The sequence below is a fragment of the Microbacterium sp. T32 genome (assembly GCF_001619615.1).
Taxonomy (GTDB): domain Bacteria; phylum Actinomycetota; class Actinomycetes; order Actinomycetales; family Microbacteriaceae; genus Microbacterium.
Map to the genome: position 1 here is coordinate 1 of NZ_LQQP01000015.1, position 17,737 is coordinate 17,737.

Here is a 17,737-nt window from a genome sequence, read left to right on the forward strand (position 1 = left end):
CACTGAGTGGTTCTCGATGTACGGTCGGGAACACAACAATGACATTCGTTGTTGGTTTTTGAAACATCAATAGTGTTTCGGCGGCCATAGCGAGAGGGAAACGCCCGGTTACATTCCGAACCCGGAAGCTAAGCCTCTCAGCGCCGATGGTACTGCAGGGGGGACCCTGTGGGAGAGTAGGACACCGCCGGACTTCCTTTACACGAAATGGCCACCCAACGCTGGGTGGCCATTTCGCATATACGGACACATTCGTCCACAGGCGTCGGCCGATCTCTGTTCGCAGGGATCGGCCGACGCCTTTCGCCTTCGTCGGGATAGGCGAACCAGCGGGTAGTGTCGACACATATGAGCGGCTTCTCGGGACACGTGCCGGGGAGCCGCGAGTAACGGCGGCTCCTGATCGGTCTGTTCTTCGGGGGAGTAGCGACATTCGCGCAGCTGTACGCGACTCAAGCGCTGTTACCGCAGATCGCGTCGGCGACGGGTACGCAGCCGGCGCAGGCGGCGCTGACCGTGTCGGCATCCACGCTCGGGCTCGCGGTGGCTGTCCTGCCGTGGTCGGTTGTTGCGGACCGCATCGGGCGCGTCGCGGCGATGGCCATCGGAGTCGTGGCGGCGACGGTGCTGGGGGCGTTGTCGCCGCTGGCCCAGGACCTGGGAGTGCTCCTGGTGCTTCGGATCGTGGAGGGTGTCGCCCTCGGTGCGGTCCCGGCGGTGGCACTCGCCTACCTCAGCGAGGAGGTGGATGCCCGCCACGTCGCGGCAGCGGCAGGGTCGTACATCGCCGGGACTACTGTCGGGGGCCTCACCGGTCGTGTGGTGTCCGGTCTGTTCGGTGAAGCCGCGGGATGGCGATGGGGGGTGGCATCCGTCATCGGGGTGTGCGTCGTGGCATCCGCGATCTTCTTGGCTCTCGTGCCGCGCGCGAGAGGATTCGTGCCCGGCCGAACGCGGGCGATCGCCGGGCCGACGGTGGTGGCCCGGCTCCTGGTGAACCTGCGCTCGGGGCGCCAGCTGGCGCTGTACGCGCAGGGTTTCCTGCTCATGGGGGCGTTCGTCGCCGTCTACAACTACCTCGGCTTCCACCTGGCGGCCCCGCCGTTCCTGCTCGCGCCGGGCGTCGTCACACTCCTGTTCCTCGCCTATCTGGCAGGGACCGTATCTTCGCCGCGCGCCGGGGCGCTGGCCGTGCGACGCGGGCGGTTCCCCGTGCTCGTGGCATCCATCGGGGTGATGGCGGCGGGGGCGGCGCTCCTGGCGGTGCCGGTGACCCTCGTCGTCATCGTCGGGCTCGTCGTGTTCACGGCCGGCTTCTTCGCCGCGCACGCGGTGGCGTCGGGATGGACCCCTGTCGCGGCGGTTCCGGAGGCCCGAGCCCAGGCCTCCTCGCTGTACTACCTGGGCTACTACGGCGGCTCGAGTCTGTTCGGGTGGCTTCTCGGCGTGGTCTTCGCGCAGAGCGGCTGGTCGTGGTTCGTGGTCGTCGTCGTCGTGATGTGCGCGGTGTCGGCGGGGCTGGCGCTCCTCGCCCTGCGGCCTCGCCGCATCACCTGAGCGAAGCTCCCGACGCGCCGGGTCAATCCCTCACCACGATGTCGTCGATCACGACTAGCGTCGGTACGACGACATGAGGAGGTCGCGAGTGGACGACGCCGACGAGCTGCTGACGGCACGGACGCCGGAGGACGGGATCGAGGAGAGCGCGGCGGAGGATGCCGCCGAGAATCTCGTCGAGATCAGTTACGACGAGCAGCGCTATCCGGCACGTCCGCGACGTCTCCGTCCGCGTGATCAGTTCCGCGGCGGGACGCTCCGACGGTTCCTCACCGACCCGCGGAACGCGAACGGCGGCAATCCCTCGTACGTCGAGTGGCTCGTGCGGCAGTCGATGCTCAAGGACGCCGACGTCCTGAGCCGTCAGCTGTCCGGCCAGCCGTCGATGTGGCGAAACCCGTACGCGCGTCCGGATGCACGCCGCGCGATCGAATCCACCGACGTCTGGTTCACGGCGTACCCGATCTCCCTCATGGCGCGTCCGGGGGAGTCGTTCCTCGACGCGCTGGGTGATGAGGCGCTGTGGGAAGCCTTCGAGTGGGTGGGGATCAATGGCATCCATACCGGTCCGGTGAAGCGTGCCGGCGGGATCAGCGGCTGGCAGGAGACGCCCAGCGTCGATGGGCACTTCGACCGCATCAGCACGCAGATCGATCCGGAGTTCGGTGACGAGAACGCGTTCCGGAGGATGGCCGACGTGGCCGACGCGCACGGCGGCAGCGTCATCGACGACATCGTGCCCGGCCACACCGGCAAGGGCGCCGACTTCCGCCTCGCGGAGATGGCGTACAAGGACTATCCCGGGATCTACCACATGGTCGAGATTCCCCGCGAGGACTGGGGAATGCTGCCCGAGGTGCCGGCCGGGCGTGACTCGGTCAACCTCGACGCCCAGACCGAGCGCGAACTCAGCGCCCGCGGCTACATCATCGGCGAGCTCCAGCGCGTGATCTTCTACACCCCCGGGGTGAAGGAGACGAACTGGAGCGCGACGGCACCGGTCGTGGGCACAGACGGGCTCGAGCGGCGCTGGGTCTACCTGCACTACTTCAAGGAGGGGCAGCCCTCGATCAACTGGCTCGACCCGACCTTCGCCGGCATGCGGCTCGTCATCGGCGACGCGCTGCACTCCCTGGGCGACCTCGGGACGAGCGCGCTGCGCCTGGATGCCAATGGCTTCCTCGGCGTCGAGAAGAGCGCCGAAGGGCTGCCGGCGTGGTCGGAGGGACACCCCCTCTCGCACGCGGCGAACCACATCATCGCGGGGATGGTGCGCAAGGTCGGGGGCTTCACGTTCCAGGAACTCAATCTCACGATGGAGGACATCCGCGACACAGGTGCCGTGGGGGCCGACCTGTCGTACGACTTCGTGACGCGTCCCGGCTACCACCACGCCCTGGCGACGGCGAACACCGAGTTCCTGCGGCTGGCGCTGACGACCGCGCTCGAGACCGGTGTGGAGCCGGTGCAGCTCGTGCACGGGATGCAGAACCACGACGAGCTGACCTACGAACTCGTGCACTGGGCGACGACGCACCGGGACACGCTGTACCCGTTCCGTCACGGCGAGTCGACCGGTGCGGAGATCGCGGAGACCGTCCGCGCCGAGCTCACGCAGGCCCTCACGGTGGATGCGGACTACAACCTCGTCTTCACGCAGAACGGCATCGCGTGCACGACGACGTCACTGATCGCCGCCACGCAGGGCAAGGCGACGCTGGGCGACATCACCGAGGCCGACGTCCCCGCGATCCGCGACGCGCACCTGCTGCTGGCGAAGTACAACTCCTGGCAGCCGGGCGTCTTCGCGCTCTCCGGATGGGACCTCACCGGCTCCCTCACGCTTCCAGCCGATGAGGTGCGTCATCTGATCTCGTCCGGCGACACGCGGTGGATCGAACGCGGTGCCCACGATCTCCTCGACGTGGCCCCCGACGCCGCCACGTCGGCATCCGGGATGCCGCGCGCGCGATCGCTGTACGGGTCGCTCGCGCAGCAGCAGGCCGACCCCGAGTCGTTCCTGTCGGGGCTGCGGGAGATCCTGCGCATCCGTAGCGAGAACGAGATCGCCGTGGCATCCCAGGTCGACATCCCCCAGGTCGGGCACCCCAGCATGCTCGTGATGGTCCACCGACTGGACGGGGGCGACCGCCGCCGTGAGGACGCTCCGCTGCAGATCACCGTTCTGAACTTCTCGGGCGAGAGCATCGAGGGAACCGTGCGGTCCGAGTGGCTCGTCCCGCAGAGCACCGCGGTGGATGCCGCCACGGGCGACGTCGTGGGCCGGGTCGACGAGCTGCAGAGCTTCGCGCTCGAGCTCGGCCCGTACGCGGGGCTCTTCTTGCGGATGCAGGCGCCGGAGGCCGCCGAGGACTGACCGGCGCCGGTGTCGGCGGCCACGCGTACGCTCCGGCGTATGAGTGAGCCCTCGCGATGTGTGGTGCCCGGCTGCGGCGACGCGGCGGCCGCGGGTGCGCCGGTCGAGCTGTGCGCTCCGCATCTCGCGGCCGCCGCCGAGTGGGTGGGGCGCCGCGACGGCGTCACCGACGTGCTGCCGACACCGTGCCTGCTGTGCGGCGCGCGGCTCGGCGTGCGCTGGCCGAGCGGGTGGCTGTGCGCGGTGTGCGAGTGGCGGCACGGTGAGCCCGTGGATGCCGAGCTGCCCCCGCCGCGCGTCGACGTCGTGTACTACCTGCGATTCCGCGATCGCGTGAAGATCGGAACGAGCGCGCAGCCGCGGCAGCGGCTTCGAGCGATCCGCCACGATGAGCTGCTGGCGTTCGAGCGCGGCGATCGAACGGTCGAGCGGCGCCGTCACACGCAATTCGCGGCCGATCGTCTCGGCGGGTCGGAGTGGTTCGACCGCAGCGAGGCGCTCGACGCGCACATCGCCGCGCTCGCGTTCGGGGTCGACGATCCATGGGACCTCCTCGCGCGCTGGACGAGTGAGGCGTTCGCGCGGCAGGGCTGACGGATTCCGACGGCACAGGCGACTCCAAGGCATGCGCCCTAGCGTGAGAGTCCCGACCACCAGGAGGGCGTTCATGGGCTTCCTCGATCGACTGTTCGGCTCGGGCGACGACGACCGTCGTGTGCCCCCGCCACCCCCTGCTCCCGTTCCGGCGAGCGGATCGCGAGACGCCGAGGGGCGGTATGCCCCGCCGCCGCCGCCGGCCGCGAGCGGGACGGCATCCGGTCCCTCGTCCGACGACGCCCGCGCGCTCGAGCGGTACCGCTACCTCTTGCGGACGGCGCCGCCGGAGACCGTCGAACAGGTGCACGCGGAGGCCTTCGCACGGCTCACGCCGAGCCAGCGGCAGCAGGTCCTCCACGAGCTGTCGTCGGGGCTGCCGGCGGCCGAAAGACCGGCCGGGGACGATCCGGCGTCGCTCGCGCGCGCGGCCACCCGCGCCGAGTACAGCCGCCCGGGCTTCATGGAACGGACGTTCGGCGGACGATCCTTCGGCGGCGGCATGGGCGGTCCGAGCTTCGGGTCGATGCTCGGCGCGTCCATGCTCGGCACGATCGGCGGCTACGTCGTCGGTTCCGCCCTCGTCGGCTCGCTCTTCGACCCCGGCTACGCCGCCGGATACGAGGACGGCCTCCTGGCGGACGGCGAGGGCGCGGCATCCTTCGACGATCCGGGTGTCGCCGACGCCGCCGGGTTCGATGACTTCGGCGGGGATTTCGGCGGCGACTTCGGATTCTGACCCGGCGGACACACGGCGCGGCCGCCGCGGACGTGCCCGACCCGAGTATGCGGCGCGCGAAACCCGCCCGCGCGGCGGTCTCGCGCTAGGGTCGAGGCCATGTCCGGCTCGTCGCCGAGCGAGCGGCTCGGTCTTCACCGCAGCCTGCTGACCAGCCAGCTGCTGCAGGCCTCGGCGACCGTGCTCGCCGCGGCCGTCACGTTGGCGCTGGGGCAGATCCGGGATGTCACGCTTTTCCTCACGGGCGCGGGGATCATCTTCGCGTGCGCCGCGCTCGTCGTGCTGACCGCCCGCGAGGCCCTGCCGGCCTGGCTCGTCATCGCCGCACCGGTGATCGACATCGTCGCGATCGGCGTGATGCGCGAGAGCGCGCCGGTGGCCGGCATCGGTCTGTTGTGGGCCTTCCCGGCGGTGTGGCTCGGTTCGGTCTGCGGAATCGCGGGCGTCGTGGGTGTCACGGCATCCGCCTCGGCGATCATCACCTACCAGGCATTCGATGAGGCGCAGCGGATCGCCGCGTCGACCTTCGTCCTGCCGTTCACGCTCGCGGCGCTGGCGACGATGTCGCACTTCGCGGCACGCCGCACGCGCGCCCAGAGGTCCTTGTTGGAGGACCAGTCCGCGGAGTTGCGACGTTCGCTCGAACGCTCCCGGCGCCAGGGCGACCTGGTCACGGAGGTCCTGGATGCCGTCGACTTCGGCGTCATCCGGATCACCGCGGAGGGGGAGTACGCGGTCAGCAACGAGGCCCACGCCCGTCTGCAGGCGAGCGCCGACCCGCTCACCCCGTCGTCAGCGGCGTTCAGCGCCGACGGCATCACGCCTCTCGAGCCGGACAAGACCCCCCTCGCGCGCGCGAGGTCCGGCGAGGTCTTCGAGGGGGAGCTGGTCTGGTACGGGGTGCCGGGCGAGGACCGGCGCGCGCTCAACGTGACGGCTCGACGACTGCCCTCGCATGACGGTGTCGACAGCGGCAGCGTCGTCGTCTCGCGCGACGTCACGGCGGAGGAGCTGGCGCTCCGGGCGCGGGAAGACCTCGTCGCGAGCGTCTCCCACGAGCGCCGCACCCCGCTCACCTCGATCATCGGTTACCTCGAACTGGCCCTGGACGACGACGACCTCGCGCCGGCCACGCGGGAGCAGCTCGAGATCGCGGAACGCAACGCCACGCGACTTCGCGAGCTCGTGGCCGACATCCTGGCGATGTCCGCGGCCTCCCGTCACGGTGTCGGCTTCGCGCTGAATCCCGCCGTGGCCGACGTCGCGGAGATCGTCGAGAGCGCGGTGACCTCGGCCGCTCCACGCGCGGCGGCGCACGGCATCCGGATCGATGCGACGGACGTCCGCGCGTGCCCGGCCGTGGTCGACGCGCATCGGCTGCGCCAGGTCGTTGACAATCTGCTGTCCAACGCTGTGAAGTACAACCACCGTGACGGCGTCGTCACGGTGTCCGTCGGACGAGAGGACGACACCGTCGTGATCAGCGTCGCCGACGACGGCCAGGGCATCTCCGCCAACGAACAGGGGCGCATCTTCGAGCGCTTCTTCCGCGCCGACGAGGTCCGCAACTCCAGCGTGCACGGCAGCGGCCTGGGACTCGCCATCAGCCGCGACATCGTGCGCGCCCACGGCGGCGACATCACGGTGCGCAGCGAGCCCGGGGCGGGTTCGGTCTTCACCGTGCGACTGCCCCAGAAGGGAGGCGCGGCACCATGGTCTTCGACCCGCTGAGCCTGCAGACGGCCGCTTCCCTCGTGATCCTGGTGTCGGCGGTCATGTACCTGCTCGACACCCTCATGCTCCGCGACGCGCTGCCGGGGCGGTTATGGGCGGCGGCGTTCCTCTCCGGGCTCTTCTCCGCCGTCTGCTACCTCGTGTGGCTCGCGGTCCCGGGCTCGTTCATCGCCATCGCCCTGGGCAATGGGGCCTTCGTCGCCGCGACCGCCTTCATCTGGCTCGGGAGCGTGGCGTTCAACGGACGCCGCCTGCGCATCCCCGCCATCGTGACGGCGGTCGCGCTCCTCGCCGTCACGGCCGCAGCGCTCATCGACGGTGCACGGGGCGACTGGGCGGGTGCGGTTCCGCTGTTCGTGGGCAACGCCCTGTTCGCCGTCCTCGGCGCGATCGAGACACGCCGCGGAGCCATCCGGCGACGGTGGAGCGCGGCGGGCCTCACCGTCGTGCTGCTCATCGAGGCCGTGTGGTTCATCCTGCGCGTCATCGTCTTCCTCGCGCAGGGACCGGACAGTGAGGTGTTCCGCACCTACTTCGGAACCGTGATGTCGGCGTTCCTCACCATGACGCTCGTGGTGGCCGCGGTGGTGGTCACCGCGGTGCTGCGTTCGAGCGAATCGACGCTGCGCGGCAATCCCGAGACGCGGCATCTCATCGTCGATCGCAACGGCGTGCTGCTGAGGGAATCGTTCGGCACCGTGCTCACGATCCTCGTGAGCCGGGCGCGCGCCGCAGGCGAGGACCTCTGCGTCATCGGCATCCGCGTCGACGATCTGCGGCGCGTCGCGACCGCCTTCGGACCGGAGGAAGCCGAGGAGATGGCGCAGGCGTTCCGGTCCTCCGTCCGCCGACACGCCCCGACCATGGCCCTCGTCGGCGAAGCGGATGCCTCGGGACTGTCCGTCGCCTTCTCCACCGCGCTCGCCACGGATCACCGCCGGCTGGTGCGCATCATGCACGAACGCATCGTGACGGACCTGTCCGCGCTGGGCACCTCCGTCGTCCCGGTGGTGGGGATCGGAGTGGCCCTGGCCTCCGTGGACGGTTCGGACGGCCCGACGCTGGTGGACCGTGCGGACGCGAAGGCGGGTCTTGCCGCGACGACGGGCGAACAGCCCTTCGGCCTCACGACCGAATGACCGCGCGCCTCGTCAGTCGGTGACGGGAGAGTCGGGAGACCCCGCTGCGAGCGCCTGCACGCGCGCCCGCAGCTCGCGGGGGCGAAACGGCTTCGTCAGGTAGTCGTCGGCACCCGCTTCGCGGGCGAGGCGTTCCTCGGTGGCATCCACTCGGGCGCTCACCATCAGGATGCGGGTGTCGCTGAATTCGCGGATGCGGCGCGCGGTGTCGAAACCGTCCAGCCCCGGCATGCTCACGTCGAGCGTCGTCACCAGGGGGTCAGTGCGTCGGACGATCTCGATGCCGGAGAGGCCGTCGACCGCCGTGTGGACGACGAAGCCCGCCGGCTCGAGGACCGCGGTGATCAAGGAGCGGATATCGACGTCGTCCTCGATGACGACCACGACGTTCGAATTCGGCATGATGACACTCCGCCAACCTGTCGGGAGGCGCGAATGTCGCCCGGGAAAAGCGTAGTCCACCCCGCACGGGCCGGGTCCGCGGAAGGGGTGGCTGTGGCATCCTCGAGGGGTGACCCTCCTCGCGCTGACCGGCGGAATCGCGTCGGGCAAGTCCACGATCTCGCGGATGCTCGCCGAACACGGAGCGGTGGTGGTCGATGCCGACGCGATCGTGCACGACGTGCAGGCGCCCGGCTCGCCGGTGCTCGCGGCCATCGTCGATGAATTCGGGTCGGACGTCGTGCGGCCGGACGGCACGCTCGACCGGCCCGCGCTCGGGGCGCGGGTGTTCGGCCATCCCGAGCGGCTGGCCGCGCTGAACGCCCTCGTCCACCCGGCGGTACGCGAGGAATCGCAGCGCCGGTTCCGGGAGGCGCTGGCCTGCGACCCGCGAGCCGTCGTCGTCTACGACGTGCCGCTGCTCGCCGAGTCGCGCGGCACGGGGGAGTGGGACCTGGTCGTCGTGGCGCACGCACCGGCGGAGCAGCGTGTGCAGCGACTCGTCGCGCAGCGGGGGCTGTCGGAGGCCGACGCGCGCGCCCGCATCGCCTCGCAGGCCGGCGACGACGAGCGACTCGCGCTCGCCGACGTCGTGATCGACACGACCGGCGATCTGGATGACACCCGCCGTCAGGTCGACGAGCTGTGGGGGCGGATCGCCGGACGCTGATGTCGCGACAGCGCTCGCGCATGCCCATGGGCGGTGCGGGCGGATCGCCGGGTGCTGACGTCCCGGCAACGCGCGCGCTCGCGCATGGCGAACGTGTGGCGGCCCCGATGTCGGAGGCCCCGCCTACGCTGGAATCATGCAGGCCACGCGTTCCGTCCGCCCCTTCGAGGTCGTCAGCGAATACTCCCCGTCCGGCGATCAGCCGCAGGCGATCGCCGACCTTGCCGCGCGCATCAACGCCGGCGAAACCGACGTCGTGCTGCTCGGCGCCACCGGTACCGGCAAGTCCGCGACGACGGCGTGGCTCGTCGAGGCCGTGCAGCGGCCCACCCTGGTGCTCGCGCACAACAAGACCCTCGCGGCGCAGTTGGCGAACGAGTTCCGCGAATTGATGCCGAACAACGCCGTCGAGTACTTCGTCTCGTACTACGACTACTACCAGCCCGAGGCGTACGTCCCGCAGACGGACACCTTCATCGAGAAGGACTCCTCGATCAACGCGGAGGTCGAGCGCCTGCGGCACTCCACGACCAACTCGCTGCTGTCGCGTCGCGATGTCGTCGTGGTGTCGACGGTGTCCTGCATCTACGGCCTCGGTGCTCCCGAGGAGTACCTGCGCGCCATGGTCGCGCTGCAGGTGGGGGAGCGGTACGACCGCGACGCCCTCATCCGCAAGTTCATCGCGATGCAGTACAACCGCAACGACGTCGATTTCTCGCGCGGCAACTTCCGCGTCCGCGGTGACACGATCGAGATCATCCCGGTGTACGAGGAGTACGCGATCCGTATCGAGATGTTCGGCGACGAGATCGAAGCGCTGTACATGCTCCATCCCCTGACGGGTGATGTCGTCCAGAAGATGGACTCCGTGCCGATCTTCCCCGCCTCGCACTACGTCGCCGGGACCGATACCGTGCAGCGCGCGATCGGCACCATCGAGCACGAGCTGGGCGAGCGGCTGAAGGAACTCGAGTCGCAGAACAAGCTGCTCGAGGCGCAGCGGCTCCGCATGCGCACGACGTTCGACCTGGAGATGCTGCAGCAGCTCGGATTCTGCTCGGGCATCGAGAACTACTCGCGCCACCTCGACGGGCGCAACGCCGGCGACCCGCCCCACACGCTGCTCGACTTCTTCCCCGACGACTTCCTCCTCGTCATCGACGAGTCGCATGTGACCGTGCCGCAGATCGGCGCGATGTACGAGGGCGACGCCTCGCGCAAGCGCACGCTCGTCGAACACGGCTTCCGCCTCCCGAGCGCGATGGACAACCGCCCGCTGCGCTGGGACGAGTTCAAGAACCGCATCGGTCAGACGGTGTACCTCTCGGCGACCCCCGGGCGCTACGAGATGGGCATCGCCGACGGGGTGGTCGAGCAGATCATCCGCCCGACCGGCCTGGTCGACCCCGAGATCGTGGTGAAGCCCTCGAAGGGACAGATCGACGATCTGCTCGAGCAGATCCGTCTGCGCGTCGAGCGCGACGAGCGCGTGCTGGTCACCACCCTCACCAAGAAGATGGCGGAGGAGCTCACCGACTTCCTCGGCGATCACGGCGTGCGCGTGCGGTACCTGCACTCCGACGTCGACACGCTCCGCCGCGTCGAACTGCTCACCGAGTTGCGCGCGGGCGTGTACGACGTCCTCGTCGGCATCAACCTCCTGCGCGAAGGTCTCGACCTTCCCGAGGTGTCGCTCGTGGCGATCCTGGATGCCGACAAGGAGGGGTTCCTGCGCAGCGGAACGTCTCTCATCCAGACGATCGGTCGTGCGGCCCGCAATGTGTCGGGCGAGGTGCACATGTACGCCGACAAGATGACCGACTCGATGCAGAACGCCATCGAGGAGACCGAGCGACGCCGGGAGAAGCAGATCGCCTACAACAAGGCGAACGGCATCGACCCGCAGCCGCTGCGCAAGAAGATCGCGGACATCACCGAGGTGCTCGCGCGCGAAGCCTCCGACACCCGGAGCCTGCTGTCCCGCAACGACAAGGCCGGCAAGGGCAAGTCGCCCGCGCCGCAGCTGCGGCGCACCGGGATCGCCGCCGAAGGCGCCGATCAGCTGGAGTCCACGATCGCTGACCTCACGCAGCAGATGCTGGCGGCGGCGAGCGAGTTGAAGTTCGAGCTCGCCGGGCGCCTGCGCGACGAGGTTCAGGACCTCAAGAAGGAACTCCGGGCGATGGAGCGCGCCGGCCACGCCTGAGCGGGGGAGTCCGATGGAGCGAGGAGTCCGATGGAGCAGAGAGTCTCGCTGATCACGCTCGGCGTGGCGGACCTCGAGCGGTCGCTGCGGTTCTACGAGCGACTCGGTTGGCGTCGGCACGCCGATTCGGTCGACGGGGAGGTCGCGTTCTTCGACGTCGGCGGGATGGTCGTGGCGCTGTGGGGCCGCGAGAAGCTCGCCGCCGACTCGGCGGTTTCGGACGGCGGCGGCTGGGGTGGCGTCACTCTCGCGCACAACGTCCGCACGCCCCGCGAGGTCGACGGCATCCTCGCCGACGCGGTCGCGGCCGGCGCGACGCTGGGGCGCTCGGGCGCGCCGACCCCGTGGGGCGGATACTCGGGGGTGTTCGTCGATCCGGACGGTCACCCGTGGGAGGTCGCGGTCAACCCCGGCTGGCCCCTCGATGCCGACGGGCGACCGCGCCTCCCCTGACGGGCGGCCCTCACGCCGTTCGGGGTCTCGGCCGCGGGCAGGCCTCGGGTGTTCCAGCCTCGTGTCCTGTCTCAGGGGCAGTGCAGCAACGGCTTCGGTCCGGAACGGTCGACGCTGTGCTCCGACATGGGGTGACCGCACAGCGGGCACGGGCGCACGGTGCGCACCGGCTCGGGCGTCGTCTCGTAGGGGCCGACGGACGCCGGTCCAGCGAGGCGAATGAGTCGTGTGTTGATGTATTGATACCACCCGCCGGCGGCCCGGACGCGCGTGCGCAGCGGGGGTCGGTCGGCATCCTTTTGTGCCATGATTATTAGTGTACTAACTATTTGAGGAGGCGGGCAGGTGGACGATCCGTTGCGGTTGGAGAACCAGGTCTGCTTCGCCCTGGTCACGGCGGCGCGCAACATCGTGTCCATCTATCGACCCGTGCTCGAGCCGCTCGGTCTGACGCATCCGCAGTACCTCGTGATGCTCGCGCTGTGGGAACACGCGCCGCGGTCGCTCAGTGGGCTCGCCGCCGAGCTGGCCATGGAACCGGCCACGTTGTCGCCGCTGGTGAAACGTCTTGAGGCGCAGGGGCGCGTGCAGCGTACGCGGCGGGCGGACGACGAGCGCGTCCTCGATATCGACCTCACCGACGAGGGGCATGCGTTGCGTGAACGCGCCCTCGAGGTGCCCGCGCAGATCATGGCGCGGGTCGGCGTCGACGAGACCGCGCTCGTCGCGCTGCGAGACGGACTGGCGCCGTTCGCGGGGCGCTTCGACTCCGCGGGGTGAGGCCGCCGCGGCGCGCCGCGGGGCGCTTCGACTCCGCGGGGTGAGGCCGCCGCGGCGCGCCGCGGGGCTGCGCACTCTCGCACATCCGTGCGCCGGAGGCGAACCCGGGGCCGATGTCGGAGGGGGAACCTAGACTTGACGGGTGCCCATCGTTCCTGTCTCGTCTCCCGGAAACACCAGCGGAAAGCTCAGTGTTCGCGGTGCCCGCGTCCACAATCTGAAGAACGTCGACCTCGACATTCCGCGCGACTCGCTCGTGGTGTTCACCGGCCTCTCGGGGTCGGGAAAGTCGAGCCTCGCGTTCGACACGATCTTCGCCGAAGGGCAGCGTCGGTACGTCGAATCGCTGAGCGCGTATGCCCGCCAGTTCCTCGGCCAGGTCGACCGTCCCGACGTCGACTTCATCGAGGGCTTGAGCCCGGCGGTCTCGATCGACCAGAAGTCGACGAACCGCAACCCCCGGTCGACGGTCGGCACGATCACCGAGATCCACGACTACATGCGTCTGCTGTGGGCCCGTATCGGCGTGCCCCACTGCCCCGACTGCGGAGCCCGGATCCAGCGCCAGACGGTGCAGCAGATCGCCGACCAGCTCATGGAGCTCCCCGAGCGCACGCGGTACCAGATCGTGGCACCGGTCGTGACGCAGAAGAAGGGCGAGTTCGTCGACCTCTTCAAGGAGCTCAGCGCCAAAGGCTACGCGCGCGCCGTCGTCGACGGTGAGCTCGTGCAGCTCGCCGAGCCGCCGACCCTCAAGAAGAGCTACAAGCACGACATCGCGGTCGTGGTCGACCGACTCGTGGCATCCGGAGACATCCTGAGCCGCGTCACCGACTCCGTCGAGACCGCGCTCGGCCTCGCCGGCGGCATCATGCAGGTGAACTTCGTCGATGAGGAGGGGGATGCCGCCTGGCAGTCGTTCTCCGAGAAGCTCGCGTGCCCCAACGGCCACCCGCTGCAGCTGACCGAGATCGAGCCCCGCACGTTCTCGTTCAATGCCCCCTTCGGCGCATGCCCGGTGTGCTCGGGCCTCGGCACCCGCATGTCCGTGGACGTCGATCTGATGCTCGGCGACGAGGAGCTGTCGATCCGCGACGGCGCGATCCTGCCGTGGACGACGCAGGGCAAGGGGCTGTTCCAGTACTACGAGCGCCTGCTCGAAGGACTTGCGCGCGACCTCGACTTCTCGCTCGACACTCCCTGGCGCGACCTGCCGACCGACGTGCAGAACGCCGTCTTGCGCGGCGAGAACTACAAGGTCACCGTCAAGTGGAAGAACCGTTATGGCCGCGAGATGCGGTACTCGTCGGGCTTCGAGGGCGTCGTGCCCTACATCGAGCGGCAGTACCTGCAGGCCGAGTCCGACGCGCAGCGGCAACGCTGGTCGGAGTACCTGCGTGAGGTTCCTTGCGCGGTGTGCGACGGCGACCGGCTCAAGCCCGAGGTCCTCGCGGTGCTGGTCGACGGCACCTCGATCGCCGCGGCATCCCGCATGAGCCTGTCCGACGCGCGGGAGTTCTTCTCCAAGCTCACGCTCACCGAACGCGAAGCGACGATCGCCGCCGCGGTGCTCCGCGAGATCCGCGCGCGCCTCGACTTCCTGCTGCAGGTCGGCCTCAACTACCTCAGCCTCGGCCGCGCCGCCGGCACGCTCTCGGGCGGCGAGGCGCAGCGCATCCGTCTGGCGACGCAGATCGGGTCCGGCCTGACCGGTGTGCTCTACGTTCTCGACGAGCCGTCGATCGGCCTGCACCAGCGCGACAACCGCCGCCTGATCCAGACGCTCGAGACGCTTCGCGATCTTGGCAACACGCTCATCGTCGTCGAGCACGACGAGGAGACCATCCACGCGGCCGACTGGGTCGTCGACATCGGCCCGCGCGCCGGCGTCGACGGCGGCAACGTCGTGCACTCGGGACCCCTCGCCGAACTGCTCGACGACGACCGCTCGCTGACGGGCGCGTACCTGTCGGGGCGCCGGTCGATCGAGGCGCCGAAGAAGCGCCGCAAGATCGACAAGAAGCGCCAGATCACCGTCGTCGGCGCTCGCGAGAACAACCTGCAGAACGTGACCGTGGACTTCCCGCTCGGCGTGCTGACCTCGGTGACCGGCGTGAGCGGTTCGGGCAAGTCGACACTGGTCAACGGCATCCTGTACGAGGTGCTCGCCTCGAAGCTCAACGGCGCGCGCCGCGTGCCCGGCAAGCACACGCGCGTCACGGGCCTCGACAACCTCGACAAGGTCGTGCACGTCGACCAGGCGCCGATCGGCCGCACCCCGCGCTCGAACCCGGCGACCTACACCGGTGTGTTCGATCGCATCCGCACGCTGTTCAGCGAGACGCCCGAGGCGAAGGTGCGCGGCTACCAGGCCGGGCGCTTCAGCTTCAACGTCAAGGGCGGGCGCTGCGAGGCGTGCTCGGGCGACGGCACGCTCAAGATCGAGATGAACTTCCTGCCCGACGTGTACGTCGACTGCGAGGTCTGTCACGGCAAGCGGTACAACCGCGACACGCTGTCCGTGCACTACAAGGGCAAGAACATCGCCGAGGTGCTCGAGATGCCGATCTCGGAGGCCGCGGAGTTCTTCGAGCCGATCCAGGCGATCCACCGGTACCTCAAGACCCTCGTCGACGTGGGCCTCGGGTACGTGCGTCTGGGGCAGTCGGCGACGACGCTCTCTGGCGGCGAGGCGCAGCGCGTCAAGCTCGCGACCGAGCTCCAGCGTCGCAGCAACGGTCGCTCGATCTACGTGCTCGACGAGCCGACGACGGGTCTGCACTTCGAGGACGTCTCGCTGCTGCTTAAGGTGCTCAACGGCCTGGTCGACAAGGGCAACACCGTGATCGTCATCGAGCACAACCTCGACGTCATCAAGAGCTCCGACTGGGTCATCGACCTCGGCCCCGAGGGCGGTGCCGGCGGCGGCACGATCGTCGCGACCGGGACGCCCGAGCAGGTGGCGCAGGTCGCCGAGAGCCACACCGGCGCGTTCCTGGCCGAACTCCTCGAGACGGGTCGCACCGGCACGCAGCGCAACACCGCCGAGCGCGAGCCGGAACTGGCCCGCGCGGGGGCCTGAGCCGTGGCATCCCGGGAACGGGTGTCGCACCTGCCCTACCGTCCCAAAGCGGGGGAGATCCCCACGAACCCGGGGGTCTACCGCTTCCGGGATGCCGAGGGGCGAGTGCTGTACGTCGGGAAGGCGAAGAACCTGCGCGCGCGCCTGTCGAACTACTTCGCGCCGCTGTACTCCCTGCACGAGCGCACGCGGCGCATGGTCACGACCGCGGCGTCGGTGGAGTGGACCGTGGTACCCAGCGACGTCGACTCGCTGCAGCTCGAGTACATGTGGATCAAGGAGTTCGATCCGCCGTTCAACGTCCGGTACCGCGACGACAAGTCGTACCCGTTCATGGCGATCACCCTCGCCGATGAGGCGCCGCGGGTGATCGTCACGCGCAACCCCAAGATCCGCGGAGCCAAGTACTTCGGGCCGTACCCGAAGGTCTGGGCGGTCCACGACACGATCGACCTGATGATCAAGGTCTTCCCGATCCGCACGTGCAGTGACGCGTCGTACAAGAAGGCGATGCAGTCGGGCCGCCCGTGCTTCCCGGGGCAGATCGGGCGCTGCGGCGGACCGTGCTCGATGAAGGTGACCATCGAGGAGCACCGCGCGATCGTCGACGACTTCGTGGCCTTCATGTCGGGCGGCGACCAGAGGTTCACCAAGGCGCTCACCGCTCGCATGATGGAGGCCTCGGCCGCCATGGATTACGAGGCCGCTGCCCGCTACCGCGACAAGCTGCAGGCCATCGACGCGGTGCTCGGCAAGAGCGCCCTGGTCCTCCCGGCCGACACGGATGCCGACCTCTTCGGTATCGCCGAGGACGAGCTCGCGGCGACCGTGCAGCACTTCGTCGTCCGCGGCGGCCGCGTTCGCGGTGTGCGCGCGACCACGATCGAGAAGGAGATCGACATCTCCGGCGCCGACCTCGTCGACCAGGTGCTGCAGCGCACGTACGGCGACGCCACGGCCGCGGACATTCCGCGGCAGGTGCTCGTGCCCGAGCTGCCGGACGACGCCGAGCAGCTCGAGGCGTGGCTCCGGGATCGACGCGGTCGGCCGGTGTCGTTGCAGGTCGCGCAGCGCGGGCCCAAGGCCGACCTGCTCAAGACCGCGACGCTGAACGCACAGCAGGCGCTCGTGCTCCACAAGACGCGCCGCACGAGCGACTACGTCGCCCGCTCACAGGCGCTCACCGACCTGCAGGAGGCCCTCGGGCTGGCGGAGGCGCCCCTGCGCATCGAGTGCTACGACGTCTCGCACCTCTCGGGCACCAATGTCGTGGCATCCATGGTCGTGTTCGAGGACGGTCTGCCGCGCAAGGACCAGTACCGCTCGTTCGGCGTCGCCGAGACCACCGACGACACCGATTCGTTGTACCAGGTGCTCACGCGCCGACTGGCGTACGTCGACCGCCCCGAGGACGACGAACGCGAGACCGTCGGCGGAGCGATCGTCGCGGATGCCGAGAGCCCCGAGGCGACCGCTGACGGCGAGGTCGTGACGACGCGCAAACGCCCGCGGTTCGCCTACCGACCCCAGTTGCTCGTCGTCGACGGCGGGCAGCCGCAAGTCGCCGCCGCCGCGCGCGCCCTGGCGGACGCGGGCCACGAGGAGATCGCGCTGTGCGGCATCGCCAAGCGACTCGAGGAGGTGTGGCTGCCGGGGGAGGAGTACCCGGTGATCCTTCCGCGCACGTCCGAGGCGTTGTACCTGCTGCAGCGCCTGCGCGACGAGGCGCACCGGTTCGCGATCACGCATCAGCGCAAGCGCCGCAAGCGCGACATCTCCAGCGTGCTCACCGAGGTGCCGGGGCTGGGCGACGCCCGCATCAAGGCGCTGCTGCGGCACTTCGGTTCGGTGACGGCGTTGAAGAACGCCTCGCCCGAGGAGATCATGGAGCTGCCGGGGATCGGACCGACCCTCGCCGAGGCCATTCACGCCCGACTGTCTCGGTAGGCTGGGAACCCGACGAAA

At 69.5% G+C, this 17,737-nt stretch carries 14 protein-coding genes and 1 rRNA gene; 13 read left to right on the top strand and 2 right to left on the bottom strand.

All coding sequences use genetic code 11. From position 1 onward, the window contains the following. The first annotated feature begins 76 nt into the window (after window positions 1-76). The 7 genes from rrf to AVW09_RS09625 all read left to right on the top strand — a co-directional run bounded on the left by rrf (window position 77) and on the right by AVW09_RS09625 (window position 8,140). Window positions 77-193: ribosomal RNA gene (gene rrf / locus AVW09_RS09595) — 5S ribosomal RNA — on the top strand. A gap of 215 nt (window positions 194-408) precedes the next feature. Then, window positions 409-1,557, top strand: a complete 1,149-nt coding sequence (locus AVW09_RS09600) for an MFS transporter (protein ID WP_269454559.1) — start codon at window positions 409-411, stop codon at window positions 1,555-1,557. 73 nt (window positions 1,558-1,630) lie between these two features. Further along, a complete protein-coding gene (gene treS, locus AVW09_RS09605) occupies window positions 1,631-3,934 on the top strand; it encodes a maltose alpha-D-glucosyltransferase (protein WP_442922744.1) in 2,304 nt (767 codons plus the stop codon). A gap of 39 nt (window positions 3,935-3,973) precedes the next feature. After that, window positions 3,974-4,528 carry a hypothetical protein gene (locus AVW09_RS09610; protein ID WP_063257868.1) on the top strand — a complete coding sequence of 185 codons (555 nt, stop codon included), beginning with the start codon at window positions 3,974-3,976 and terminating at the stop codon, window positions 4,526-4,528. Window positions 4,529-4,601: 73 nt separating this feature from the next. Next, the gene (locus AVW09_RS09615; protein ID WP_063257869.1) at window positions 4,602-5,267 is read left to right on the top strand and encodes a hypothetical protein; all 666 of its coding nucleotides are present in this window, start codon (window positions 4,602-4,604) and stop codon (window positions 5,265-5,267) included. A 99-nt stretch (window positions 5,268-5,366) separates the two neighbouring features. Then, window positions 5,367-6,998 carry a sensor histidine kinase gene (locus AVW09_RS09620; RefSeq protein ID WP_063257870.1) on the top strand — a complete coding sequence of 544 codons (1,632 nt, stop codon included), beginning with the start codon at window positions 5,367-5,369 and terminating at the stop codon, window positions 6,996-6,998. Beyond that, entirely contained in the window at window positions 6,980-8,140 is a 1,161-nt protein-coding gene (locus AVW09_RS09625; RefSeq protein ID WP_063257871.1) for a hypothetical protein, read from the top strand. The genes AVW09_RS09620 and AVW09_RS09625 overlap by 19 nt, the downstream gene beginning before the upstream one ends. A gap of 12 nt (window positions 8,141-8,152) precedes the next feature. On the opposite strand, the gene AVW09_RS09630 is transcribed toward AVW09_RS09625, so the two are convergent. Then, a complete protein-coding gene (locus tag AVW09_RS09630; protein ID WP_063257872.1) occupies window positions 8,153-8,542 on the bottom strand; it encodes a response regulator transcription factor in 390 nt (129 codons plus the stop codon). 109 nt (window positions 8,543-8,651) lie between these two features. Between AVW09_RS09630 and coaE the strand changes: the two genes are divergently transcribed. The 3 genes from coaE (at window position 8,652) to AVW09_RS09645 (ending at window position 11,910) form a co-directional block, all read left to right on the top strand. Beyond that, entirely contained in the window at window positions 8,652-9,251 is a 600-nt protein-coding gene (gene coaE, locus AVW09_RS09635; protein ID WP_063257873.1) for a dephospho-CoA kinase, read from the top strand. A gap of 136 nt (window positions 9,252-9,387) precedes the next feature. Then, a complete protein-coding gene (gene uvrB, locus AVW09_RS09640; protein WP_063257874.1) occupies window positions 9,388-11,457 on the top strand; it encodes an excinuclease ABC subunit UvrB in 2,070 nt (689 codons plus the stop codon). Window positions 11,458-11,487: 30 nt separating this feature from the next. Continuing rightward, window positions 11,488-11,910, top strand: a complete 423-nt coding sequence (locus AVW09_RS09645; protein WP_063257875.1) for a VOC family protein — start codon at window positions 11,488-11,490, stop codon at window positions 11,908-11,910. 71 nt (window positions 11,911-11,981) lie between these two features. On the opposite strand, the gene AVW09_RS17260 is transcribed toward AVW09_RS09645, so the two are convergent. Next, window positions 11,982-12,218: a hypothetical protein gene (locus AVW09_RS17260; protein ID WP_082822910.1), complete on the bottom strand. Its 237-nt coding sequence runs from the start codon at window positions 12,216-12,218 to the stop codon at window positions 11,982-11,984. A 37-nt stretch (window positions 12,219-12,255) separates the two neighbouring features. Here AVW09_RS17260 and AVW09_RS09650 point away from each other — a divergent pair, with 37 nt between their 5' ends. From AVW09_RS09650 to uvrC, 3 genes are all read left to right on the top strand, one after another. Next, window positions 12,256-12,690 (top strand): MarR family winged helix-turn-helix transcriptional regulator, encoded by a 435-nt coding sequence (locus tag AVW09_RS09650; protein ID WP_063257876.1) that lies wholly within the window; start codon window positions 12,256-12,258, stop codon window positions 12,688-12,690. Between the two features lie 142 nt (window positions 12,691-12,832). Beyond that, complete coding sequence (uvrA, locus tag AVW09_RS09655) at window positions 12,833-15,772, top strand: excinuclease ABC subunit UvrA (RefSeq protein ID WP_063257877.1); 2,940 nt, start codon at window positions 12,833-12,835, stop codon at window positions 15,770-15,772. Window positions 15,773-15,775: 3 nt separating this feature from the next. Beyond that, window positions 15,776-17,719 carry an excinuclease ABC subunit UvrC gene (gene uvrC / locus AVW09_RS09660; RefSeq protein ID WP_197462604.1) on the top strand — a complete coding sequence of 648 codons (1,944 nt, stop codon included), beginning with the start codon at window positions 15,776-15,778 and terminating at the stop codon, window positions 17,717-17,719. Window positions 17,720-17,737 lie beyond the last annotated feature (18 nt).

Coding starts and splice junctions, on each gene's coding strand:
- treS (WP_442922744.1), top strand. CDS start 1,631: ATGAGGAGGTCGCGAGTGGACGACGCCGACGAGCTGCTGACGGCACGG.
- AVW09_RS09610 (WP_063257868.1), top strand. CDS start 3,974: ATGAGTGAGCCCTCGCGATGTGTGGTGCCCGGCTGCGGCGACGCGGCG.
- AVW09_RS09615 (WP_063257869.1), top strand. CDS start 4,602: ATGGGCTTCCTCGATCGACTGTTCGGCTCGGGCGACGACGACCGTCGT.
- AVW09_RS09620 (WP_063257870.1), top strand. CDS start 5,367: ATGTCCGGCTCGTCGCCGAGCGAGCGGCTCGGTCTTCACCGCAGCCTG.
- AVW09_RS09625 (WP_063257871.1), top strand. CDS start 6,980: ATGGTCTTCGACCCGCTGAGCCTGCAGACGGCCGCTTCCCTCGTGATC.
- AVW09_RS09630 (WP_063257872.1), bottom strand. CDS start 8,542: ATGCCGAATTCGAACGTCGTGGTCGTCATCGAGGACGACGTCGATATC.
- uvrB (WP_063257874.1), top strand. CDS start 9,388: ATGCAGGCCACGCGTTCCGTCCGCCCCTTCGAGGTCGTCAGCGAATAC.
- AVW09_RS09645 (WP_063257875.1), top strand. CDS start 11,488: ATGGAGCAGAGAGTCTCGCTGATCACGCTCGGCGTGGCGGACCTCGAG.
- AVW09_RS17260 (WP_082822910.1), bottom strand. CDS start 12,218: ATGGCACAAAAGGATGCCGACCGACCCCCGCTGCGCACGCGCGTCCGG.